This is a genomic window from Streptomyces sp. NPDC050439 (assembly GCF_040655335.1).
Taxonomy (GTDB): Bacteria; Actinomycetota; Actinomycetes; order Streptomycetales; family Streptomycetaceae; genus Streptomyces.
The window spans coordinates 476,735-500,535 of the sequence record NZ_JBFAJT010000001.1; the positions used below are offsets into that span (position 1 = coordinate 476,735).

Genomic DNA, 23,801 nt, shown 5'->3' on the forward strand with positions numbered 1-23,801 from the left:
CACGATCGCCCCGAACCCGAGCTCAACTGCACGAGGCCTGGCCTGCGAAGCCGGACAGAGGGGTCGTACTACCCTGCCAGCGTGACGAACCCCTCCCCACCCCATGGCTCGCGGCCGGCCGCCCGCGACAGCGCGGCCGGCGCGACCCGTCCGGCCAACCAGGGGCGGCGGGTGGCGGCACGCAATCGCGCCGCCCTGATCGCCGCCGCCCGCGAGGTGTTCGCCGAGCAAGGTCTCGACGCACCGCTGTCGGCCGTCGCGCGCCGCGCAGGGGTGGGACAGGGCAGCCTCTACCGGCATTTCGCCGACCGGGTCGCGCTGGCCTCGGCGGTCCTCGACGAGAACGTCCAGCAGATCGAACGGGCCGCGGACGAGCCCGACGCGAGCCCGGCGAGCGTCCTGGGCGTGGTCACCTGGCACCTGACCCGCTCGACGGCATTCGTGGACCTGTTGCGCATACGCGGCGCCCGCGGCGACGGCGAGCAGGCCCAAGCGCTGGCGGGGCGTGTGCATGGCGTCCTGTCCCGGTGCCTGCCCGCCGGGCACCGGCTGTCCGCCGACGACGCCATGCTCGCCGTCGCGATGGTCTCGGGGGCCGTGACCGGCCCCACCCCCGCCGAGCGGGAGCGCCGCGCCCTCGCGGCCTGGCGCCTGCTCGGCGTCGAGGTGGGACCGTTGCGGCCCGTCGAGACCGACGCGCAGAGGTGAGCGTCAGCCGCCGTTGGACTGGCGGATGCCGTCGGCGAGCGCGGTGAACCGGTAGACGTATCCGCCGTCGGGGCCGCTCACGGTCATGTAGGCCTTCCTGCCGCCCGGCGTGATGGCGACGTTGGTCGCCGACTCCAGACCCTCGGCGGCCTTGGCCGGGACTTCGACGGTGGCCAGCCGTTCGCCGTCCGGGCTGAAGACGGCCATGGCCGGCCGGCCGTGCAGCGCCTGGTAGAGGTTGCCGGCGGCGTCCACGGCTATGGAGTCGGTCTGGGCCACACCGGCGTCGACGTGCACGGCCTCGTGCTGTGAGGTCACGGTGGTCTTGTCGGCGTCGAGCAGCAGGTAGGAGACGGTGTTCTCGGCCAGTTCGCTGATCCACAGGCCGCGCAGTCCGGGGTCGAACATCACCCCGTTGGGGTGGGCGAGCCCGTCGGCCAGGACGGTGGCCTTCTCGCCGTCGCGGTCGATGCGCACGATCCGGCCATCGGCCTTGCCCGGCTTCATGCCGTGCAGGTCGCTGACGTACAGGTGGCCCTCGTCGTCGAAGGCGATGTCGTCGAGGTTCATGGCCGTGCCGTCGACCTCACCGGAGAAGAAGGTGCGCGGGTCCGAGCCGTCCGGCTCGGTGCTGACCACGGACCCGGTGTAGTCGGTGAGATAGAGGCGGCCGTCGTACGGGCTGATCTGCGCGGAGGTGTAGGCGCCCTTCTTGTCGGTGTAGACCCCCTTGTGCTTTCCGGTGGCCAGGTCGACGGAGATGACCTTCGGTTCACCGGCGGGCGCTGTGACGTCCACGACGTACAGGTCGCCGTTCTTCAGCAGGAGCGGGCCCTCCAGGAGGGTCCTGCCGGTGGCCTCGTGAGGGTCGGTCACGTGCGCGGCCTGGATGGCGCGGATGGTCCTGCCCTCGCCGGACGAGGCGGGGCGCGAGACCGGTGCACCGGAGGTCTGGGTGCCGCAGCCGGCCAGGACCAGCAGGCCGCCGGCGGCCAGAGCGGCCAAGGCGGCGCGAGAGCGGCGGTGGGTTGTGGGGTGGGTGGTCATGCGGTGGGGGTGCTCCTTCTCGTCGTCCGGGCGGGCCGGACGTGCTGATGTGCAGGAGACGTGCTGACGGCCGTGGGGCCGGGGGGCCTGCCGTGGTGCCGGTGTGTGGGGCCGGGCGTCGGCGTGAGCGGCGGGCGCCGTGCGGTAGGGGGTCAGGCGGCCGACCAGCCGCCGTCGGAGGGCAGGATGGCGCCGTTGATGTTCACCGCGTCCTTGCTGAGCAGGAACGTGATCGAGGCTGCAAGCTCGTCGGCCATGGCCAGGCGAGGGATGGCGACGCGCATCTTCGCCGTACGGGCCGAGCCGAACGGCGCGGCGGCAGGCACCGCGATGCCGGTGGCCACCGCGCCGGGGGCAACGGCGTTGATCTGGACGCCCGTTCCCGCGTACTGGTAGGCCGACGACATCGTCAGGCCGACCAGCGCGTGCTTCGAGGTCGTGTACGCGGCGCCTGCCGCCGAGCCGCGCAGGGCCGCCTCGGAGACGACGTTGACGATCCGGCCGCCGCCCGCGGCGAGCATGCCGGGCACGACGGCGCGCATCAGGCGCATCGGACCCTCGACGTTGACGCGCATCACGCGTTCCCAGGTGGTGTCGTCGACCTCGTGCACGGCGGCGTCGTCGTCCATCACGCCCGCGACGTTCGCCAGACCGTCCACGCGGCCGTCCGCAGCGGCCACGAGCGCCTCGGCGGACGCGGGTTCGGTGATGTCCGCGGTGACGGGCACCAGCGCCTCGCCCAGGTCGGCGGCCAGGGCCGCGAGGCCGTCGGCGGAGATGTCGACGGCGATGACGCGGCCGCCCTCGCGCACGATGCGGGAGGCGACGGCACGTCCGATGCCGGAGGCGGCTCCGGTGACGACGACGTGCTGGCCGGCGAAGCGTCCGGGCGTGACCTGCTCGGTCCACGGCTCGGGAGCGCCGATCTCGACGCCCGGGGCAGGCTCCGTGACCGCGGGGGCGTCGGCGGCCGGCGCGGTGGGCACCCCGTCGGGAATCCGTCCGGTGTCAGCGGCGGTGACCAGCGTGTCCACGAGTTCCGCGGGGAACTTCCCCGCGGACATCCGCACGAGCTGTTCCAACGGCAGGGCGAGGGCGGGCGCGAGGGCTTCTTCGCTCTGCCCCTGGGAGGCCAGGAAGCCGCGCAGGATCTGTCCGGCGGTGGGTTCCGCCAGCCAGTCGCGGAGCGGGGAGGCGGGGGTGGGCTTGTGCATCGCAGGCCTTTCATGTCGTGGCGCACGGGCCGGCCGTGGCGGGATCGACCCCAACCGGACAACACTGTCCGGTTCCTGGGTTACGGTACCTGTGACCGCTCGGGGCGCCCCGTCGAGGGCACAGATCACGCCCGCACGGCGCCCGACGCACCTCCCCCCACGAGAGGACTCGCCCCATGCCTCGGCCGCAGCACGCCCCCCAGCAGCCCACCCCGCAGGAGATCGACGCCCTGCGCGAGCGGTACCGCGTCGAGCGGGAGCGCCGCGTACGCCCCGAGGGAACGGGCCAATACCGTTCCACGGAGGCGGAGTTCGGCTACTTCGCCGACGACCCGTACACCGACGGGGTCAAGGAGCGCGAGCCCCTGCGCGACACGGTGGACGTGGCGATCGTCGGTGGCGGGTTCGGCGGCATCCTGGCGGGCGCGCGGCTGCGCCGTCAGGGCGTGGCGAAGGTGCGCGTCATCGGGAAGGGCGGCGACTTCGGCGGCACCTGGTACTGGAACCGCTACCCCGGCATCCACTGCGACATCGAGTCCCACGTGTACCTGCCGCTGCTTGACGAGACCGGTTACGTGCCCGAGTGGAAGTACGCCCCGGGCGAGGAGATCCGCCGTCACGCGGTGCGTGTCGCCGAGCAGTTCGACCTGTACGAGCACGCACTGTTCTCCACCGCCGCCACTGATCTGACGTGGGATCAGGAAGCCGAGCAGTGGGTGGTCGGCACCGACCGGGGTGATGCGTTCCGGGCGACCTACGTCATCACCTCCACCGGCACGCTCTCGGAGCCCAAACTGCCGGGTATCCCCGGTATCGAGGACTACAAGGGCCACACCTTCCACACCTCGCGCTGGGATTACGGGTACACCGGCGGCACCCCCGAGGGCGGCATGCACGGCCTGGCGGGCAAGAGGGTCGGCGTCGTCGGCACCGGCGCCACGGGCGTCCAGGTCATCCCGATGCTGGCCGCGGACGCCGGACACCTGTACGTCTTCCAGCGCACCCCCTCCGCCGTCGACGTACGCGGCCAGCGGCGCATGTCGCCACGGGAGGTCGGCGCGGACCGGCCCGGCTGGGCCGGCGAGCGCCGCGAGAACTTCCTGCGGATCTGCTCCGGCGAGGACGCCGAACAGGACTTGGTCGCCGACCGCTGGACGGCCTCGGCCGGCCTGCTCGAAAAGCTCCTGCCCAGCTTCCGCCGCCACGGTGAGAAGGACTTCGAGGCCGCCTACGAGGTCGCCGACCACGCCACGATGAACCAGATCCGGGCACGCGTGGCCGCCGAGGTCACCGACGCCGACACCGCCGCGGCCCTCACGCCCTGGTACCGGTACGCGTGCAAGCGCCCCACGTTCTCCGACAAGTACCTGCCCGCGTTCAACCGCGCCAACGTCACCCTGGTGGACACCGCCGACACCCACGGCATCGAGGGCATGACCGAGCAGGGGGTCGTCGTGGGCGGCGTGGAGTACGAGGTCGACTGCCTGGTGTTCGCCACCGGCTTCTCCGTGGGCGTCTCCGGCATCACCTCGGGAAAGCTGCCGGTGACCGGCCGCGACGGCGTACGGCTCATGGACACGTGGAAGCAGCGGGGTCCGCGCACGTTGCACGGTTTCACCAGCAACGGCTTCCCGAACCTGATCCGGATGGGCTCACTGCAGAACGCGAGCAGCGTGAACTACACGCACATCCTGGACGAGCAGGCCTTGCACGCCGCCGCCCTGGTGGCCGCCGCGCAGGAGAAGGGAGCGCTCATCGAGCCCGCCCCCGAGGCCGAGGACGCCTGGGTCGACGTCTGCGCGCAGGGCGCCCCCGACCACGCGTGGTTCCACGCCGAGTGCACCCCCGGCTACTACAACGGCGAGGGCCGCGGACGCCCGAACGGCCCCACGGCCTACCCGCACGGTGCCGTCGCCTTCCACGAACTGCTGCGCCGCTGGCGCGAGGAGAACATGGGCGAAGCTCTCCGGGCGAGGGCGGCCACCTCGGTCCGATAATTTGCCGGTCCCTCTTGATCAGCCTAATTTTGCGGCGACACGGCTTTTTCTCAGGCAAGAGGAGAAAAGCTTCATGGCGAAAGGCCTGCCGCACCGAAAATCCCGGCGGCCCCGGGGACCGGACACGGAATCGACGCGTACCTCACGGTCGGAGACCGACCGCATGGCGCGCACGCTGCTGCGCCGCAGGAAGAAGACGCTCAGCGCCGAGGACGTGATGGTCTCGGACCGCCCGAAGGTGCGGCGCGCGGTGACGGCGGCCGCGCTCGGCAACACCATGGAGTGGTTCGACTTCGGCGTCTACGCCTATTTGGCGGGCACGATCGGAAAAGTCTTTTTCCCTTCCAGTTCGCCCGGGGCGCAGGTCGTCGCCACGTTCGCCACATTCGCCGCGGCTTTTCTCGTCCGCCCGTTGGGCGGTCTTGTCTTCGGGCCGCTGGGCGACCGCATCGGCCGGCAGAAGGTGCTCGCGGCCACCATGATCATGATGGCCGCGAGCACCTTCGCGGTCGGCCTGCTGCCCTCGTACGCCTCCATCGGCTTCGCCGCCCCGCTGCTGCTGCTCCTGTGCCGTCTGGTGCAGGGCTTCTCCACGGGCGGCGAGTACGCCGGTGCCACCACCTACATCGCCGAGTACGCGCCCGATCAGCGACGCGGCTTCCTCGGCAGCTGGCTCGACTTCGGCACCTTCGTGGGCTACTCCCTGGGCTCGGGTCTGGTCACCGTCCTGACGCTGACCCTCGGGACGGACGGACTGGAGAGCTGGGGCTGGCGCATTCCCTTCTTCATCGCGGGGCCGCTCGGCCTCATCGGCCTCTACATGCGACTGAAGCTGGAGGAGACGCCCGCCTTCCAACAGGAGGTGGCCGGCGCCGCGGCCGAGCGCGAGGAAGGCACCAAGGGGGGCGAGGACGATCCCGTCGAGCAGGCACGCCAGTCCGGCAAGGGACGCCTCAAGGAGATCTTCACCCGCCACTGGCAGGCCGTGCTGATCTGCATGGGACTTGTGCTGCTCTACAACGTCACGAACTACATGGTGACGTCGTATCTGCCCACGTTCATGACGGTGACACTGGGCGAGAGCGACACGACGGCACAGTTGCTGGTGCTCGGGACCATGCTGCTGGTGGCTCTCGCCATCACCACCGTGGGACGCAGTTCCGACCGGTGGGGCAGACGCCCGATGTTCATGGGCGGCAGCATCGCTCTGATCGCGCTCGCCATTCCGGCCTTCCTGTTGATCCGGGAGGGCGGCATCCTCCTGCCCGCGTTCGGCTGCGCCATCCTCGGCCTGCTCCTGGTCTGTTTCGCGGGCACGGCCGCCGCGACCCTGCCCGCCTTGTTCCCCACGCGCCTGCGGTACGGAGCCCTGTCGATCGCCTACAACATCTCCGTCTCCCTCTTCGGCGGCACCACCCCGCTGCTCGCCTCCTTCCTGGTCGAGAAGACGGGCAACACGCTCGTACCCGCCTTCTACTTGATGGTGGCCGGGGCGATCGGCCTGGTCGCGACGTTCTTCCTGCACGAGACGGCGGGCCGGCCGCTGCGTGGCTCGGGACCGATGGTCGAGACGCACGACGAGGCCCGCGAGATGGTCGCGCGCAGCCGCACGGAGGCAGGGCGCCACGCACGGGACGTATGGCTGCGGCTGTGGCACCCCCGCGGGGGCCGCGGCGACTCCACGAAGGGCCGCAGGCGCGGGGACTGACGTGGGCGGCGGCTCCCCGCGCCCCCTAACGCGGGGGCACCTCACCGTAGGGCGCGGAGGGCTCGCCCTCGGTCGTCACCTCGAAGGTGTTGAGGAAGCCGCACATGAGTTGGTAGAAGCCCACGGTGACGACGAGGTCCGCGAGCTGGTTCACCGTCAGGAACGCCAGCAGTTCCTCCCGTGTGGCCTCGTCGAGGGTGTGCCGGGCGAGCAGCTGGTCCGTGGCGGCCAACACAGCGGCTTCGGGGCCGGAGAGCTTCCCGGGTGAGCCGGTCTCGGCGGCGGTGATCGCCTCCTCCCCCAGGCCGACGAGACGGGAGATGTTCTCGTGGTGGTGCACCTCATAGGCCGCTCCGTAGACCCGGCCGACCCGCACGATGGCGAGTTCGCGCAAGGTGTCGGGCAGCGAGTTGTGCTGCAGGACCGCGTCACCGAGCGTCAGCACGCCCGGCGCGAGCGACGGTGAGTGCATCAGCATCCGGAAGACGTTGAGCGATCCGTACGAGGTCACGACCTCCTGCAGTTCGACGGGCAGTGCGGAGAGATCCGGATACTCCATGTCGGCTCCGTTCGAGAGGGGCGACGCGCGCGTCTGGCGTCGAGCTCGCGCGCATGCCGGAGCCTAGGTGGCCGACGAGGCGTTCGGCTTCACCGTGAGGTGACAAACGTGCTGTGAGGGATTGGCGAGGCTGCTCGTTTCTGGCCGGATCTGCACCATAGAAGACCGGCCTGGTGAAGTGCCCCCGCACGGGTCACCCCGGCCCTAACGTGGGCGGACATGGGCACGGGGAACGGCTTCGCGGGCATGGGCACACAGAGCGGATTCGTGGGCGGGGCGCGGACGGAGTGGTCCCCGCCGTCGCGGGATCTACGGGTCGGCGTCGCCGGAGCGGGCGGTCGGATCACCCTCCGCGTGGCCGGCGAGCTGGACGTGGCGTCCGTGCCGGTCCTGGACCGCGAGCTGCGGCGCGCCATGGAGCAACCCGCCCCCCGCGTTCTGCTGGACCTGAGCCGGGTGACGTTCTGCGGGACGGACGGAGTGGCCCTGCTGCTCGACGCCCGGCGGCGGGCCACCACGGCGGGCGGCAGCCTGGTGGTGGAGCGTGCCCACAGCGCGGTGCTGCGTCCGCTGCGGCTGAGCGGGGACCCGGAGGGCCTGCGGATCGTCCGGGAACTGGCGACGGCACCCCTGTCGGAAGGCGAGCGGAACCTGCGGGTGTCGGTGGTGTCCGCGGCACTGTCGGCGGCGTTCGAGATCACCGGCGCGCCGATGGGGAACGCCCAGCTGTACGAGGCGGAGAGCGGCCTGCTGCGGATCGTGGCCCAACGGGGCTTCGAGCACCCGTTCTTGACCTATTTCGAGACGGTGGCGGACCAGGAGACCGCGTGCGGCCTCGCCGCGCAGGACCGCAGACCGGTCATCGTCGACGAGGTGGCCGCCTGCCCGTTCTTCGTCGGCACCCCGGCACTGGAGGTGCTGGAGGAGGCGTCCGTCGGCGCGTGCGTCTCGGTTCCGATCACTTCCGGGGACGGTGCGCTGATCGGGGTGGTGTCCACCCACCACGAGCGGGCGGGGCGGTGGTCGCGCGAGCAGCACCGCGCCCTGGAGGGACTCGCCCGCGCCGCCCACTTCCTGTGCTGAGCGGCTCCACATGTCCTGAGCGGCTCCTTCGAGGCTGGATTCCTCCACTTAATTTGCCTTTCAGATGCAACATTTATAGCGTGCGGTCATGCGGCTGACACGGTTCACGGATCTGGCCCTGCGCGTACTGATGCGCCTCGCCGTCGAGGAGGGGGAACTGCCCACCACGCGCGAGGTCGCGGCCGCCATGGAGGTGCCGTACACGCACACCGCGAAGGTCGTCGCCAAGCTGCAGCACATGGGACTGGTCGAAGCGCGACGCGGCCGGGGCGGCGGACTCGCCCTCACCTCGGCGGGGCGTGACGCTTCGGTCGGCGGGCTGGTGCGGGAACTCGAGGGACCGGGCGATGTCGTGGACTGCGACGGGGCGACGCCATGCCCGCTGCGTTCCGCGTGCCGCCTGCGCGGCGCGCTGCGCCAGGCACAGGAGGCGTTCTTCGCCTCGCTCGATCCACTGTCCCTCAGCGACCTCACCCAGGCACCCACCGGCCCGCTGCTGATCTCCCTCTCCCCCACTCCCCGAGCTGACTGAGCGCACCACCGCAGACGGCCGGGCGTCTGCACACTCCTCACACCTAAAAATACGAATCTCATATGCACATTAAGGAGTCGTCGATGCTCACCGAGCCTTCGGCCACCGTTGTCCGTGCCACGCTCCCCGCCGTCGGCGCCGCCATCGAGGACATCACCGAGCGGTTCTACGGCAAACTGTTCGCGGCCCACCCCGAGTTGCTGCGCAGCCTGTTCAACCGCGCCAACCAGGCGGCCGGCACACAACGCCAGGCGCTCGCGGGCTCCATCGCGGCCTTCGCCACCCACCTGGTCGAGCACCCGGACGACCGGCCCGACGTGATGCTCCGCCGGATCGCGCACAAGCACGCGTCGCTCGGCGTGCGCGCCGACCAGTACCCGGTCGTGCACCAGCACCTGTTCGAGGCCATCGCCGAGGTGCTCGGTGACGCGGTGACGCCCGAGGTCGCCGCCGCCTGGGACGAGGTGTACTGGCTGATGGCCAACGCCCTGATCGCCATCGAGCGCCAGTTGTACGCGGAGCGGGGCGTGGCCGACGCGGACGTGTGGCGGCCGTGGGAAGTCGTGGACCGCACCGAGGAGTCGTCCGACGTCGCCTCGTTCCTGCTGCGTCCGGCCGACGGCGGCGAGGCGCCCGCCTTCCGGGCCGGACAGTACGTCTCGGTCCAGGCCCAACTGCCGGACGGAGCACGGCAGATACGCCAGTACAGCCTCATCGGCGCACCCTCCGCCACCACCCGCGCGATCGCGGTCAAGCGGGTCACCGGCGAGGGCGGCGACCCCGACGGAGAGGTCTCCCACCACCTGCACACGCATGTCCGCCCGGGCGACCTGCTGCACATCTCGCCGCCCTACGGCGATCTCGTCCTGCAACCGGGCGACGCACCCCTGCTGCTCGCCTCCGCGGGCATCGGCTGCACGCCCATGCTGGCCATGCTGGAGGAGCTCGCGGCCGCGCGGCACCCGGGCCCCGTGACGGTCGTGCACGCCGACCGCTCCGCCGACAGCCACGCCCTGCGCGCCGACCACGAGGCACTGGCGGCCAAACTCCCGTCCGCCACCCGCCACTTCTGGTACGAGGAGGCCGGTTCGGCGCATCACACCGGCCGAGTCGACCTCACCGACGTACCCCTGGCGCCCGGCACCCGTGCCTACCTCTGCGGCCCACTGCCGTTCATGCGCGCGGTACGGGGACAGCTCCTCGACAAGGGCGTTGCCGCCGCCGACATCCACTACGAGGTGTTCGGCCCCGACCTGTGGCTCGCCAGGCCTTAGCGACGGCGGCCGGTGACGGTTCCTCAAGGGGCGTTGTCAGTGCCTCCCCATAGAGTGGAATCACTCGGGAAGCAGCCCTCGGAGAAGGAGCAGAAACATGTCCGCCAACAGGATTCAGCACAAGGTGAATCACGTCGCGCTGGTAGTGGACTGTTCGGGTTCCATGCGCCCTCATCAGAGTCAACTCATTCGTGTGGTGGACGAGTTCGTGTCGGGTCTGAAGGCCGAATCGGACAGCCTCGGACACGAGACCCGAATCAGTCTCTACTCCTTCGACCACAGGGTGGAGAATCTCGTCTGGGACATGGACGTGAAGCACCTTCCGTCCATGCGGGGGCTCTACCAAGTCAACAATGGGGCCACGGCACTTATCGAGGCCTCGCTGAAGTCCCTGGACGACCTGGGACACATCTGGGAGGAATACGGCGAGCACAGCTTCCTCCAGATCGTGGTGACGGACGGCGAGGAGAACGCCTCCGGCGGCGACAGGCGGCACGACGGCGACATGAAGATCCTCGGCCCCTGGCTCGACAAGATCGCGGCGAAGATGGGCGGACTCCCGGGCCACTGGACGTCCGCCATCCTGGTGCCGAACTCGCTGGCCAAGCGGACGGCACAGAACTACGGCTTCCCGGCCGGGAACATAGCCATCTGGGACGCGGACTCCCAGGAGGGCGTCGAGGAGGCCATCGGCACCGTGCGCGCCGCAGCCACCAGCTTCCTCCGGGCCCGCGAACAGGGCGTGCGCGGCACGAAGAACCTGTTCGCCGTCGGCCAGGACATATCGGTCGACGAAGTACGGGCGAATCTCGAACCCATTCCGGCCGACAAGTACCGGCTTCTGAAGGTCGACAAGGAAGTCGAGATCCGCCCCTTCGTCGACTCGCATCCGGGCGTGGCCTATGAACGCGGTTCCTGTTACTACCAGTTGGGTGCCCGCGCCCAGGTCCAGCCCAACAAGGAAGTCATCGTGGTCGAGAAGGACACCGATCGCGCCTATACGGGAGACGCGGCGCGCAGCCTTCTCTTCGGGACCGGTATTCAGGGGACGGTCTCGGTGAAGGCGGGGAACAATCCGAAGCTGGAGGTCTACGTACAGAGCCGTTCGGTGAACAGGAAACTCAAGCCGAAGACGCGCCTGCTCATCATGCTCTGATACCTGAGATCCGAAATCTGAAATCTGGCAGCAAATGGGGTCGGGCCGGGGCGAGAAATGCCGCCCCGGCCCGCCCCCTCGGCGAGGTCAGTGACCGACCTCCGGCAGCAGCGAGACGATCTCGCCTCCCTTCCGGGCGACCAACGCGTCCTTGTAGAGCAGGAGTTGCGACGACCTCCAGTAGCCGGGCCCCTGCTTCGGCTCGCCGAAGTCCACGTCTCCACGCCAGACCTGCTCGCCCGTGCTCAGATCAAGGCCGGACAAGCCCCCGTCCTCGCCGTGGAAGTACACGACCCCCTGTGCCATCGACACCACGGGAGAGGCGACCTCACGCATGGTGTCCTTGCCGGGCAGCTTGATGCCGACCGGACCCGTCCACAGAGTCTTTCCCGTGGTCAGCGAATACGCCGAGGCCTCGGCCTTCCAGTTCACGGTGATCAGGCGGTCGCCGAAGACCTCCAAGACGGCCAGGTGCCCGTCGACCCGATAAGAGTGCGAGGTCTGCTTGCCGGAGCCGCTGATGGTGGTCAGCCGCAGATCCCGGTGGGCGGGGAAGTCCAAGCCGCTTGTCCGGTCGATCGCCTCGGTCAGGACCATGCGGTCCCCCGAGGTACCGATGAGTTGCTGCCCGCCGGGGAGCGTGGCGACCTTCTTGGTGTCTCCGGTGGCGGGATCGAGCCGCAGGATGTCGCTGCTGTCCGGCTTCTCGACGTCCGGCATGCACGCCAGATGGGGTACGCCGCCAAGGACCGCACGTTGGCAAGCGACGCCCTTGTCCCAGGTGTGGCGCCACTTCTCCTTGCCGGTCCGCGGATCAAGGGCCGACATCGTGCGCAGGTTCGGCGTGTTGACGAGGACCGCGCCGTCGATGAGCATCGCGGCCTGGTCGGTGCGGTCGTCCTGCGGCATCTCGACCGTCCACAGCACGTCGCCGTTGTCGGCGTCCACCGCCATCAGGTCGGTGCCACCGGCGTAGTCGCCGCTCGGCTCGTTCTTCGCGGTGTGGTTGCGGTAGGCGTAGACCACGCCCTCGCGCACGGCGAACGGGTGGTCCATCCCGCTGCCTTCGCGCTTGACTTTGACCGTCCACTGCCGCTCGCCGGTGTTCGCGTCGAACTTGGCGGCGTCGAACTTGGACCCGGCGCAGTACAGCGCGGACCCGTCCACCAGACAGCCCCGCTCGGCGGCACCCGCCACGTCCTTCTGCCACGGCTTCCAGCCCTCCGGTGACACCGCGGGCCGTGCGGGGCGGTCGTCGTCGGTCGCACCCGCGCCGCCGAAGCCGAACAACGCCCCCACGGTGATCGCGGCGACAGCCACCGCCGCCCCCGCGACCTGCGAGACACGGCGCCGACTGCGCCGCCGCTCCACCTTCTCGACCAGGTCCCCGGGCGCGCGCACCTGATCCAGGGCGACCGCGTGCAGCGTCTCCCGGACCTTCTCCTCCACCCGCTCCGTCGTCATCCCTGCATCTCCTTCGGCGTGTAGCTGAGCGACTGCGCCTGTTCCACGGGCCTTTCGGGCCCGAGCTCCGGGACGAGCACGCGGAGCTTGGCGAGCGAGCGGTGCGCGGTACTGCGCACCGTGCCGACCGGGCATCTCAGCAGCGCCGCGACCTCGCCTTCCGGCAGATCCTCGAAGTAGCGCAGCACGACCACGGCGCGCTGCCGCTTGGCCAGCCGACGCAGCGCCGCCCAGAGCGCGATCCGCAGCTCGGTGTCCGACTCGGGGCCGGATTCACCGCCGGACTCGGGCAGCACGGGCACCGTCGTCTCGGCGCGATGTCTGCGCAGCCGCCAGCGGCTCACCTGCTGGCGGTACAGGACCTGGCGGACGTACGCCTCGGGCTGCTCGATGTGCGCCCAGCGTCCGTAGACCTTCATCAGCGCAATCTGCAGCAGATCCTCCGCCGCATGCCGGTCCCCACCGGTGAGCAGCACCGCGAGCCGCAGCAGCGCGGTGGAGCGCATCGCTACGAACTCCCGGAACTCGTCGTGACTTGAGGCCTCCATCGACCCTCCCCTTCTTCGCAACCATCACGACGCGATGGCCCGCCCCCTGCTATCCCTCGGCGCACGAGATTATGTGCGAAGAAAATCTTGGTGCGGCCCGGGTGAGCGCCGATTAGGGTCCGGGCATGCGCCTGTACCTTTCGTCGTTCCGTCTCGGCGACCACCCTGAGCAACTCCTCGGACTACTGGGCGGAGCCGGGGTGCGACCTGAGATCGCGGTGATCGCGAACGCCGTGGACGAGCAGCCCGAGGACACGCGCAAGGCCGGCGTGGAGCGGGAGATCGCCGCGCTGGCATCGTGGGGACTGCGGCCGAGCGAACTGGACCTGCGGAACTTCTTCGACCGTCCCGCAGCCGAAGCCGAGGCCGCGCTGAGCCGCTTCCCGGCACTTTGGCTACGGGGCGGCAACTCGTTCATGCTGCGTTACGCGCTGGCCCGCAGCGGTGCGGACGCCGCGGTGACCGCCCTTCTGGAGCGCGATGCCTTGGTCTACGCCGGATACAGCGCCGGAGCGTGCGTCCTCGCCCCCAACCTGCGCGGGCTTGAGGCCTGCGACGACCCGAACGTGGTGCCCGAGACGTACGGCGAACCAGCGGTCTGGGACGGCCTCGGGGTCCTCGACCACGCGGTCGTCCCCCACGTCGACTCACCGGGCCATCCCGAGACGGAGGCCTGTGGCGTCGTGGCGGCCGACTACCGGGCGGCCGGGGTCGCGCATCGGACGTTGCGGGACGGCCAGGCCCTGGTCATCGACGGCGTAGACGTACGCGTGGTCTGACACGCCTCCCGGCAGCCGTCACCGGTCGGAGAGCTTGTGAACGGTGGTGTCGTCGGGGTCCAGCCGTCGTCCGTCCGCGGACAGGACCTCCAGCGGGCGGAGGCCACGCCCCTGCCGTCGGTCGACCAACTGTGAGTGGGGTTCGCCGGGGTCGAAGAAGTTCTGCTCGCCCCACTGCCGCAGCGCGACGATGACGGGGAAGAGTGCCTTGCCCTTCGGCGTCAGGACGTACTCGCGATAGGCACTGCCGTCCGAGGCAGGAACCGATTCCAGGACCCCGCCCGCGACCAGGCTCCGCAGACGCGCGGTGAGGATGTTCTTCGCCACCCCGAGGCTGCGCTGGAACTCCCCGAAGCGACGGCTTCCGTCGAAGGCGTCCCGCACGATCAGCAGGGACCACCAGTCACCGATCGCGTCCACCGACCGGGCGACCGGGCAATCACTGTCGTCGAAACGCGTCCTGGTCACCATGGCGTCCTCGTCCCTCACTGACTCTCACGGGCATCTCACCGACACTCACGACGGTTGCAACATGCTACCAACAAGCGCTACCTTCGCCCTCGCCATCAGTGGTAGCAAGATGCAACCAGTACGCGAAAGGGGCACCCATGTCCGGCCTCAGGTCCAGCACCAGGCCCAGGTCCCGAAGCAGGAAGGGCGGTTCCACGTTCATCCTCACCCGTGGCGTCATCACCCTCTTCGCCGTCGCCTGCGGGGCCTCGGTGGCCAACGTCTACTTCTCCCAGCCGCTCCTGGTGACTATGGGCGACGATCTCGCCATGAGCCCGGCCCTCGTCGGCAGCGTCGTCACCCTCACGCATGTCGGATACGGCCTGGGGCTCTTCTTCCTCGTGCCGCTGGGCGACATGGCCGACCGCAGACGCCTCATCGTGGCCCAACTCCTCTTCCTGGTGGTGGCCTTGGTCGTGGTCGCCACCGCCCACACAGCGGCGATCCTGCTCGCGGGCATGGCCGCGACGGGCCTTCTCGCGGTCGTCACCCAGACGTCGGTCGCCTTCGCGGCATCCCTCGCCCCACCCGCCGAGCGCGGACGCGTGGTCGGTCTGGTCACCGGCGGCGTCGTCATCGGCATCCTGCTCGCCCGCACCGCGTCCGGGCTCATGGCCGACCTCGCGGGGTGGCGCTCCGTCTACCTCGCATCGGCGTCGCTCACCGCACTGCTCGCCCTGATCCTCTACCGGGTACTGCCCCACCGCGGCGACGCCCCGTCGACCACGGCCCTGCGCTACGGAGAGCTCCTGCGCTCGACCATCACCCTGTTCACGCGGGAACGACTGCTGCGGCTTCGGGCCCTGTTCGGCCTGCTGATCTTCGCCGCATTCAGCACGCTGTGGAGCAGCGTCGCGCTCCCGCTCAGCGAGGCCCCGTACTCCCTGTCCCACAGCGCGATCGGGGCACTGGGGCTCATCGGCGTCGTCGGCGCCCTGGCCGCGACCGCGGCGGGGCGCCTGAACGACCGCGGGCTCTCCCGGCGGACCACCGGCTTCGCCCTGGCGCTGCTCGCCCTCTCGTGGGTGCCCCTGGCGTTCACCCGCGACTCGCTCTGGGCCCTGGTCGTCGGGGTGATCCTCCTCGACCTCGCCGTGCAGGCGGTGCATGTCACCAACCAGACCCTGATCTACGCGCTGCGCCCGGACGCGGGCAGCCGGTTGATCGGCGGGTACATGGTCTTCTACTCGGTCGGCAGCGCCACCGGTGCCATCGCCGCGACCTCCCTCTACACGGTGGCCGGCTGGGGTGCCGTATGCGCGCTGGGTGGCACGTTCAGCTGCCTCGGGCTCGCACTGTGGGCGTTGACGCGACGCGAGCCCGGAGACGGCTGACGGATGTGACTCAGCGGGACCTCTGCAGCCTCTGCTTCACCGCGTCCTTGAGGCCGTAGGCCGCGCCGATCACCGAGCCTCGCGTCTGGTGCGCGACGGCCTTGAACGCCCCGGCCGGGGAGCCCCGCCCCGTCAGCCGTGCGCAGGTGTCGGCGAAGCGGTCGGCGATGAGCGCAGGCTCGTATCGCGCCGAGGAGGCTTGTGCCGCCTGGGCCATACGCTGCCGGAGCTCATCGTCGTTGATGAGTTCCAGGAGGTTGCGCGCGAGCTCCTTCTCGTCCCCCATGGGCACGAGACGCCCGTCGACGCCGTCCGAGATGATCTCTCTCGGCCCCAGTGGGCAGTCGGTCGAGACGACGGGCACTCCGCACCGCATCGCCTCGACGATGGTCATGCCGAACGACTCGTGGTCCGAGGCGCTTGCGGCAAGACCCGCCTTGAGCCACTCGGGATCAAGGGGCGAGACCGCGCCCAGGAGAGAAACATGTTTCTGCAGGTCCAATTTCTCGATGAGGCGCTGGAGTTGTGTTCCGTGGCCGCCCGCGATTCCTGGTCCGAAGATGCGCAGAACCCAGTCGGGGCGTTCGGTGCGGACTTGGTCGAAGGCCCGGATGAGAAGGTCGTACCGTTTGGGCGGGACGAGTCTGCCCGCAGCGACAACTGCCTTGTCCCTGCTGCTCGGTGGGTTTCCGATTGGCGCAGGGACGGGATTGGGAAAAGCCTCGATGCGCACGCCCGGCAGCGTCATCTTCTTCCGGTAGATTTCCGCGTCCGCCTGAGTTGTGGTCGTCAGCATGTCCAGCCGGGGATACAGCCGACGCAACGTCATGCGCAGTGCCCGTGGATGGTTGCTGAAGGTCAGATGTTCCTGGCCCACGCGCAGCGGACCCCGCTTGGCCTGCAGACAGATGTGTGTGTTCAGGCCCGGCCGCGTGCCCACGACGACGTCGCTCGTCAGAGTTCCCAGGTGCCGGGCGATCCGCTGGTCGGTCAGTGCGCTGTAGTACGGAAACTGCGTCTCGCTGCGGGGAAAGACAGCAGCGGGTTTCTGGGCCTCGGGCAGGTCGCCCTCGTACCCCGGCGTCCCTTTCCTCAGGTCCACCAGGTGCCGGAGCAGGATGCGGGGGTGCACGGGGAACACGGGTGCGTCCCTGTGCCGGTAGACCGAAACGATCTCCACGTCATGCTGTTCGACCAGCGCGTTGGCGAGATTGATGGTGGTGCGGATCGTGCCGCCGAAACCGAAGGAATTGTGGATGAGAAATGAGATGTGCAAGGTGCCGTGGCTCCCGTAGCCGCACTCCATGAGGAGTCGCCAAGGCCCCGGCACAACGGAAATCGCACAGACGGGGCCACTCGTCATGCCAACGACAGTTCCGAGGGAAGGTTGCGAGAAGCGAAAGGCGGGCAGAGCGGCGCAGCCCCCTCGGATGAGTGAAATTATCGGGCAATATGGAGGGACTCGTGCGCATGTACCGAATCGGCCGCTCGGGTGCTGATGTCGTCCTTTCATGCGCAGCAGCAACCGGCAGTACCTCGTGTCCGTGGATCACTTGCGTGCCTATGCTGCCGTGCTGGTGCTCCTCTGCCACGGCACGCACATGATCTCTCCGTTTCTCAGACAGACCCCGAACGGGGACGCGCACGGCTGGCTTTACTCGGAGAATCCGCTGGCGACTCTGGTCCTTGAAGGCCATTCCGGGGTGGCCCTCTTCATGGTTCTCTCCGGCTTCATCTTCACCATCGGCACCCTCGGCAAAGACGTCCACTACGGCAGGTTCCTGGGCAACCGGGTGCTGCGGATCTTCCCGCTCTACATCGCGCTGATCGTTCTGGGCATCGGCGCACACAAACAGGGGGCGAGTCTGCTCGCCGTGGTCCAGTCCCTGGTCGGTCTGGGCAATCTGCCCGGCTCCCTCAGCCTGGGAGCCGTGTCGAGCATGTGGTGGGCCATCGCGGTCGAGTTGCAGTTCTATCTGCTGTTCCCGCTGTTCAGCAGACTCCTCACCAAGCGCGGCCCTGCGGCTCTGCTCAAGCTCCTGGCCGCGGTCGCCGTGATCCGCGGCCTGGTGTGGGCCTCGGCCACCGGCGGCATCAGCGTGAACTCGATGCTCTACTACAGCCTCGCCGGCAGGATCGATCAGTTCCTGCTCGGCATGGTCGCCGCCTGGTTCTTCGTGCACCACCGGGAACGGTTCCAGGGGATGTGGAAGGTCGGGACCGCGACGGCGCTGGTCATGGGCGCCATCTGGGCCTTCAACCAGACCCACGCTTTTCACGAGCGGTACGCCACACGTCTGCTCTGGGTCGACGTCGAAGGCGTCCTGTGGGCCCTGGTGGTGCTGACCTACGTGGCCACCATCTCCTCGACGGGGATCGTGTCGCGGGGGATCGCCAAGGTCGGTGAGATGAGCTTCTCCGTCTACCTGCTCCACTACATGGTCGTCACCGCGATCATCTCCCGGCGCTGGTGGTTCGAGCTGACGGGGCGCCCGGTCGTGGACGCGTTCATCACCGCGACGGCGGCGGTCCTGCCCATCACTCTGGCCGCGGCCGTCGTCACGTTCAACGGCATCGAACGGCCCTTCCTCCGCTGGCGTCGCGCCTACCTCAGCGAGGACCCGCCCCAGCCCGCCGCGCTCCCTCCTGCCCCCAAGCCGGCTGTCGTGTCACCCAGGTAGCGAGCGCACCGGCCGGTCATCAGAGCGGGGAGAACACCCGCCGGAACAGATCCAGGGCCTCGTCGGCCCAGCCCATGACGCCCAGCGCCGAACCCAGGTTCGCCGGCGGGCGGTTGACCAGGGTGTCGTGGCGGATCAGCCGGTCGAAGTCGACGAGCACCGGGTCCGGGCGGCTCGTGCCCCCGACGGGCCGGTAGAACTGGACCCCCGCCAGCCGCATCACATTGATCACCTCCTGGGCGAGAATCCCGTACCCGACCGTCGTCGGGTGCACGCCGTCGAGCGAGAACAGGCCGCCGTCCGTGCGCCGTTCACCCTCGACGGCGAGGAAGTGGGAGTTCGGCGGCGGCGACAGCGCCTGCAGGGCCGACGGCAGCGGATACGGCTGCCACCACGGCGGGCGGGCCTGCGGGTCCTCGGCGAACCGGCGCGACGCGAGGCGGTCGAGCAGGCCGCAGGTCTCCAGGAGATACCAGTCCTTGCCCTTCTTCCGGGCGGCCCGGACCGTCTCGGTGATCGCGTCGTTGTAGTCGTCGATCGCGTCGTCGACCTGATGTGCCTCGTCGCCGGTGATGCTGGGGTCCTTGCCCGCGTCGAAGTCGCGGTCCTTGATCCACGGACGGGTGTAGTAGGGGAAGTAGCGCGAGCCGGGCTGGGTCTTGCCCGCCACACCGCGCGCCATCGGCGCGATCGTGACGTGCGGAACCGTGCACCAGATGACGTGACGCGCCTTGATGTCGAAGACCTCCGCCGCCACCTTGCGCAGTTCCGACCTGAAGTGTTTCGGCTGCCAGACCGTGAAGCGCCGCTTGTCGTCCAGGTCGTCGAAGCCGGAGTCCTCGCTCCACTTCACCCGCAGGTCGGTCACCGCCCGCAGGGCGTTGTTCGCGCCCAGGAAGACGACCAGGGTCTCGATGCCGTGCTTCGCCCCTGTGCCGTCGGTGTCCTTGCCCAGTTCGGCCGCCGCACTCAGCTGGGTGAGGGCCCCTGCCGTCCGGGGCTGGGTGGGCAGCACGCGCAGGGCGGCGCGCTCGCCGGCGTTCTGCACGATCTGGCTCACCAGATCGTCCTTCGGGGTGCCGATCCGCTTGCGGCACTCGTCCGCCGACTTGGACAGCGCGTCGCGCAGGTCCCACCCGAACACGGCGAGATTGTGCATGATCGCGGAGGTGGAAGGCACGGTCCGGCCAGGGCCCCGCTCCCAGTAGTCCTCGACCCGGTCCATCACGTTGCGCGCCCGGAACAGCGCGAGCGGCGCCTCCCACCAGTCCACGTTCCGTCCGAAGCGGGCCTCCAGATCACGCAGGAAGAGCTCGAGGTTGAACGGCAGCCCGCCGAAGCCCCCGTACAGCGGGAAGCGGAAGTTCGGGAGGCAGCCGAGCTCGTAGGCGACGATCGCCGGATACGACAGGGACGTGTTGAAGACCGCCGCGCTCTGGAAACCCTGTGTCAGCGAGTCCCCTATGGCGACCAGGCGGTGCCGGGGTGTGCCCGTCCACTGCTCGCTGACGTCGACCTTCACCTTGGGGTCGAACACGGGCACCCGCGGTTCCCGATGACGTACGGAGTCGGCCATGATTCCCCCTTGGCACACCGCGGCGCACCGGCTGCGCCCCCGCGCGAGTCCTCTTCCTGCGTAGCAGAGCCGGGCCCCGGCGGCACCGCCCCCGACGAGAAATACGCGGAACCCGGTGCGAGGTCACACCGAGCCGGCACAAGATCCCCGGCCGCACATGCGGACCGCCCACCCCCGCCATTGACTGGTCGAAAGGGCCGCAGTACAAGTCCCCTACGACATCCATGTCCCGGCACCCTTTTCCCGTGGTGGCCGCGGTGATTCGCGGGCCGTCCCGGCAACTTCTGCCAAAGGGGCGGCCGGGCGTTCCGTGCGGTCGAGCCCGGAACGAAGGGGGGACATCATGGGTCTGCGCATCACTGTGGACATTTTCTCGGGGCGCGCCAATCCCTCGTGGGAAATCCAGGACCAGGAACAGGTGCTTGAGCTGATCCAGCTCATGGCACACCATCAAGAGGCGGTGGCCGACGTTTCCGACGGGTTCTCCGGACTCGGGTTTCGTGGAATCCGGGTGGAGATCACCGACGACCTGGACACCGGGGGCCTGCCCTCGGTGTTCAAGATCGCGGGAGGCGGGGACCGCGACCCGTACACCGGAGCCGACGTCGCCGAGCGCCTGCTGGAGACCATGCCCGTCGGCGACAGCGCCGAGCGTCGACCGGCCGAGGGCGAAGGCGACACTGAGGTGATCGAGGAGAGCTACCCCGAGGACTTCCGTGAGTCGGTCCGCGCGGAGATCCGGCGCACGGCGCGTGAGGGCGCGGGCGGCGCGACCACCATCGAGCCCACCGATTCGGGCGGCTTCTCCGAGGCGGACGCCGCGGAGGTCGAGAAACAGTTACAGACCCTCGTGCACCGGGCCGCGCTGGCCTGCGCGTACGACGTGACGCCCTTCAACCCGGCCTTCTGGAACCGGCCCGACACCCAGCCCCACAACAACTGCTACAACTTCGCGGTCAACCGGCGCACCAACACCTTCGCCCAGCCCGGCCGCGCGCACGGCTACACCATTCCGCGCACGGTGCGCTGCGGCGAGGTCTCCACCGGGGCGCAGCGCGACGGCCTGCGGATCTGGGGCAACTGCCAGCCTCCGGGATCGCTGCGCTATGTCGTGGCGCTCGTCACCGGCACTTTCCCCGGCAACATCCGGGACTACCACTGGTACCGCCTGCACCCGGGCGGCCTCTGGGCCCACAAGCCGGGTGGTACCGCGGCCCGCAACACCGACAACTCCGGTCGCCTGATCACCAATCCGTATACGTGCGACCGACGGCCCTACAACGAATGGTGCGGTCTGTTCCAGACGCACAATGCGCTCGTCATTCGCTGACCCTGCTCGCGGGGAATGCAGCGGGCCATTTGCGGAGGGCTGAAGCCCTCCCCCGTGAACGGTCCGGCCGAACGGGCCGGGCCGTCCTCAACCATCCGTCAAAAGCTCACCCGAGAGGTCGGAGGAGTGAGCGCCATGTCCACACCCTTTGGCGACCCCACAGCCGAGACAACGGAATCCGTGACGCCCGAACTGTACGACGTCGACCTCTCCGACATAGCGGTCGACGAACCGTCGGAGGACATCGCCGGTGACTCCCTCTCTGAGATCGGCCCTGAGGCCACCTCTGAGGCCGCCACACCCGCGTATCTCCTGGTCCGGGGCAGCTACCGCAGCGTCGGCACCCGGGTCCTGGAGCTGCGGGTCGACGTCGACGGCCCCCGCACGCTGCGGAAGGTCAGCGGGGACTTCTTCACCTCCGGTGGCGGCACCACCAGTTACGCGGGCTCCTTCGTCGTGCACGCTCCGGCCGTCACCTGGACGGCCACCCGCGTGGTGATCACCGGCCAGGGCCGTTTCACCGGGACGACCAGTTACCCGGTCGTACGGGTGACCATCGCGCGCCGGCGGGTCGGCCAGCAGCAGGCCCCCGCCACCGTGCAGTTCCTGCGGACGTCCGGGCAGGTGGGCGCGGCCTACACCTGCGCGTTCAGGTCACCGTACTTCCGCACCGTCCAGTGGGAGCAGGACTCCGTCGCCGGCAAGGTGCCCTTCGTGTCCTACGACACCGGTACGCTGCCCGGGCCGCCCGGCAGCCCGGCACGCAAGCTGACCGTGCCGCGGGCCTACACCGAGGCGGGCATCGACGTGCTGGTCTCCAGCGCGGCCAACATCCTCGGCGACAGCGCCGCCGGCTGGAACAACGCCGAGCTGCACGCCGCGATGCAGACCAACTTCAGCCTGTGGCGGAACATGCCGCAGTGGCGCGTGTGGCTGCTGGTCGCCAGCCGTTACGAGGGCAACGCGGGGGTGCGCGGCATCATGTTCGACGCGGCCGACACCTTCCAGCGGCAGGGCTGCGCCGTCTTCTACGACATCATCAAGGGCACCGATCCCGAGTCCGTGCGCGCCCAGTTGCGTACGTACGTGCATGAACTTGGCCATGCCTTCAACCTGCTGCACTCGTGGCAGAAGGGCCTGGCCACACCCCCGGCGCCGCTCGGCCCGAACAACGGCTTCGGGGATCTGTCGTGGATGAACTACCCCCAGAACTTCAATCCCGGCAACGGCGCCCCGACCGGCACGGAGGCGTACTGGCGGGCGTTCCCCTTCCAGTTCACCGCCAACGAGATCACGCATCTGCGGCACGGCTTCTACCGCGACGTGATCATGGGGGCCAACGCCTTCGGCAGGGGCGCCGCCGACATCGACCCGGACCTGTTCGACCAGCCCGTGGTGGACGACTCCGGGCTACGGCTCGAACTGCGCGGCAAAAAGCACTTCGGGTTCGGCGAACCGGTCGTCGTGGAGCTCAAGCTGGACACGACCGATCTGCGCGGGCGGGACACGCATGAATTCCTGCACCCGGACTACGACTTGGTCAACATAGCGATCCGGCAGCCGTCCGGCCGCACGCTGCTCTACCGGCCGCTGATGCGCCGGTGCGTCGAAGCGGACGCCACCGCCCACCTCACCGCGGACGGCGCGCCCCTCTACGCGAGCGCCTACGTGGGGTACGGCCAGGACGGGCACTACTTCGAGCAGCCTGGCACCTACCTGCTGCGTGCCGCTTACATCGCCTCGGACGGTTCCCGCATCGTCTCGCCGGTGCTGCGCACCACGGTCCGCAGCCCCTACAACGAGACCGACGAGCAGGTCGGCGAGCTGATGCTGGGCGAGGAACAGGGCACGCTCCTCGCCCTGCGCGGATCCGACTCGCCGTCGCTCCAGGCCGGCAACGACGCCCTCCAGGAGGTCGTGCAGCACTACGACAAGCACCCGCTCGCCGTCTACGCCCGCATGGTCGAAGGGCTCAACGCGGAACGGGACTTCAAGTACCTGGCGCCGGACAAGAGCGCCCTCAACGTGCGCCCCGCCGCCCCGGAGCAGGCCGTCGGTCTGCTGTCACCCGTCGTCGAGGCGTCCCTGCACGGCAACGGCGTCGACGACATCACCCTGAACATGGTGATGCGCCGACTGGCCCGGGCCCACGCCAAGGAGGGCAACACCGAGCAGGCGAACGGTGTGCTCGACCATCTGGTCAGCTACGCCGAATCGAAGTTCAGGCCACACGTCGTCGACACCGTGCGCCGCCAGGCGGAGGAGACACGGCAGAGCATCACCGCGGAGCCCGGCGCCTGA

The 23,801-nt window shown here is 69.4% G+C and carries 20 protein-coding genes; 12 read left to right on the forward strand and 8 right to left on the reverse strand.

What is annotated here, in order from left to right; translation table 11 throughout:
* Positions 1-171 precede the first annotated feature (171 nt).
* Entirely contained in the window at positions 172-708 is a 537-nt protein-coding gene (locus tag AB0I66_RS02265; protein ID WP_363206650.1) for a helix-turn-helix domain-containing protein, read from the forward strand.
* A 3-nt stretch (positions 709-711) separates the two neighbouring features.
* Here AB0I66_RS02265 and AB0I66_RS02270 read toward each other — a convergent pair whose 3' ends face one another.
* Both AB0I66_RS02270 and AB0I66_RS02275 read right to left on the reverse strand, forming a co-directional pair.
* A complete protein-coding gene (locus tag AB0I66_RS02270; protein WP_363205773.1) occupies positions 712-1,755 on the reverse strand; it encodes an SMP-30/gluconolactonase/LRE family protein in 1,044 nt (347 codons plus the stop codon).
* 152 nt (positions 1,756-1,907) lie between these two features.
* Complete coding sequence (locus tag AB0I66_RS02275) at positions 1,908-2,969, reverse strand: SDR family NAD(P)-dependent oxidoreductase (protein WP_363205774.1); 1,062 nt, start codon at positions 2,967-2,969, stop codon at positions 1,908-1,910.
* Positions 2,970-3,145: 176 nt separating this feature from the next.
* Between AB0I66_RS02275 and AB0I66_RS02280 the strand changes: the two genes are divergently transcribed.
* Both AB0I66_RS02280 and proP read left to right on the forward strand, forming a co-directional pair.
* Complete coding sequence (locus AB0I66_RS02280) at positions 3,146-4,966, forward strand: NAD(P)/FAD-dependent oxidoreductase (protein ID WP_363205775.1); 1,821 nt, start codon at positions 3,146-3,148, stop codon at positions 4,964-4,966.
* Positions 4,967-5,129: 163 nt separating this feature from the next.
* The gene (gene proP / locus AB0I66_RS02285; protein WP_363205776.1) at positions 5,130-6,674 is read left to right on the forward strand and encodes a glycine betaine/L-proline transporter ProP; all 1,545 of its coding nucleotides are present in this window, start codon (positions 5,130-5,132) and stop codon (positions 6,672-6,674) included.
* Between the two features lie 25 nt (positions 6,675-6,699).
* On the opposite strand, the gene AB0I66_RS02290 is transcribed toward proP, so the two are convergent.
* Positions 6,700-7,233 (reverse strand): carboxymuconolactone decarboxylase family protein, encoded by a 534-nt coding sequence (locus tag AB0I66_RS02290; protein ID WP_363205777.1) that lies wholly within the window; start codon positions 7,231-7,233, stop codon positions 6,700-6,702.
* Positions 7,234-7,452: 219 nt separating this feature from the next.
* On the opposite strand from AB0I66_RS02290, the gene AB0I66_RS02295 reads away from it, so the two are divergent.
* The 4 genes from AB0I66_RS02295 to AB0I66_RS02310 all read left to right on the forward strand — a co-directional run bounded on the left by AB0I66_RS02295 (position 7,453) and on the right by AB0I66_RS02310 (position 11,278).
* On the forward strand, positions 7,453-8,316 hold the full coding sequence (locus AB0I66_RS02295) for an STAS domain-containing protein (RefSeq protein ID WP_363205778.1): 864 nt from the start codon (positions 7,453-7,455) through the stop codon (positions 8,314-8,316).
* An 88-nt stretch (positions 8,317-8,404) separates the two neighbouring features.
* The gene (locus AB0I66_RS02300) at positions 8,405-8,848 is read left to right on the forward strand and encodes an Rrf2 family transcriptional regulator (protein WP_363205779.1); all 444 of its coding nucleotides are present in this window, start codon (positions 8,405-8,407) and stop codon (positions 8,846-8,848) included.
* A gap of 83 nt (positions 8,849-8,931) precedes the next feature.
* A complete protein-coding gene (locus AB0I66_RS02305; protein WP_363206651.1) occupies positions 8,932-10,122 on the forward strand; it encodes a globin domain-containing protein in 1,191 nt (396 codons plus the stop codon).
* Positions 10,123-10,219: 97 nt separating this feature from the next.
* Entirely contained in the window at positions 10,220-11,278 is a 1,059-nt protein-coding gene (locus AB0I66_RS02310) for a vWA domain-containing protein (RefSeq protein WP_363205780.1), read from the forward strand.
* 87 nt (positions 11,279-11,365) lie between these two features.
* On the opposite strand, the gene AB0I66_RS02315 is transcribed toward AB0I66_RS02310, so the two are convergent.
* Together AB0I66_RS02315 and AB0I66_RS02320 are read right to left on the reverse strand one after the other, a co-directional pair.
* Positions 11,366-12,742 (reverse strand): PQQ-binding-like beta-propeller repeat protein, encoded by a 1,377-nt coding sequence (locus AB0I66_RS02315; protein ID WP_363205781.1) that lies wholly within the window; start codon positions 12,740-12,742, stop codon positions 11,366-11,368.
* The gene (locus tag AB0I66_RS02320; protein WP_363205782.1) at positions 12,739-13,290 is read right to left on the reverse strand and encodes a SigE family RNA polymerase sigma factor; all 552 of its coding nucleotides are present in this window, start codon (positions 13,288-13,290) and stop codon (positions 12,739-12,741) included. Before AB0I66_RS02320 ends, AB0I66_RS02315 begins: the two co-directional genes overlap by 4 nt.
* A 125-nt stretch (positions 13,291-13,415) precedes the next feature.
* Between AB0I66_RS02320 and AB0I66_RS02325 the strand changes: the two genes are divergently transcribed.
* A complete protein-coding gene (locus AB0I66_RS02325) occupies positions 13,416-14,069 on the forward strand; it encodes a Type 1 glutamine amidotransferase-like domain-containing protein (RefSeq protein ID WP_363205783.1) in 654 nt (217 codons plus the stop codon).
* Positions 14,070-14,087: 18 nt separating this feature from the next.
* Here AB0I66_RS02325 and AB0I66_RS02330 read toward each other — a convergent pair whose 3' ends face one another.
* Positions 14,088-14,540 carry a helix-turn-helix domain-containing protein gene (locus AB0I66_RS02330; RefSeq protein ID WP_363205784.1) on the reverse strand — a complete coding sequence of 151 codons (453 nt, stop codon included), beginning with the start codon at positions 14,538-14,540 and terminating at the stop codon, positions 14,088-14,090.
* A gap of 200 nt (positions 14,541-14,740) precedes the next feature.
* Here AB0I66_RS02330 and AB0I66_RS02335 point away from each other — a divergent pair, with 200 nt between their 5' ends.
* Complete coding sequence (locus tag AB0I66_RS02335; RefSeq protein WP_363206652.1) at positions 14,741-15,913, forward strand: MFS transporter; 1,173 nt, start codon at positions 14,741-14,743, stop codon at positions 15,911-15,913.
* Between the two features lie 10 nt (positions 15,914-15,923).
* On the opposite strand, the gene AB0I66_RS02340 is transcribed toward AB0I66_RS02335, so the two are convergent.
* Positions 15,924-17,189 (reverse strand): glycosyltransferase family 4 protein, encoded by a 1,266-nt coding sequence (locus AB0I66_RS02340; protein ID WP_363205785.1) that lies wholly within the window; start codon positions 17,187-17,189, stop codon positions 15,924-15,926.
* Between the two features lie 235 nt (positions 17,190-17,424).
* On the opposite strand from AB0I66_RS02340, the gene AB0I66_RS02345 reads away from it, so the two are divergent.
* Positions 17,425-18,594 carry an acyltransferase gene (locus tag AB0I66_RS02345; RefSeq protein WP_363205786.1) on the forward strand — a complete coding sequence of 390 codons (1,170 nt, stop codon included), beginning with the start codon at positions 17,425-17,427 and terminating at the stop codon, positions 18,592-18,594.
* Between the two features lie 19 nt (positions 18,595-18,613).
* On the opposite strand, the gene AB0I66_RS02350 is transcribed toward AB0I66_RS02345, so the two are convergent.
* Positions 18,614-20,170: a hypothetical protein gene (locus AB0I66_RS02350; protein ID WP_363205787.1), complete on the reverse strand. Its 1,557-nt coding sequence runs from the start codon at positions 20,168-20,170 to the stop codon at positions 18,614-18,616.
* Positions 20,171-20,513: 343 nt separating this feature from the next.
* On the opposite strand from AB0I66_RS02350, the gene AB0I66_RS02355 reads away from it, so the two are divergent.
* Positions 20,514-21,500 (forward strand): hypothetical protein, encoded by a 987-nt coding sequence (locus tag AB0I66_RS02355; protein WP_363205788.1) that lies wholly within the window; start codon positions 20,514-20,516, stop codon positions 21,498-21,500.
* A 135-nt stretch (positions 21,501-21,635) separates the two neighbouring features.
* A complete protein-coding gene (locus AB0I66_RS02360; protein WP_363205789.1) occupies positions 21,636-23,801 on the forward strand; it encodes a hypothetical protein in 2,166 nt (721 codons plus the stop codon).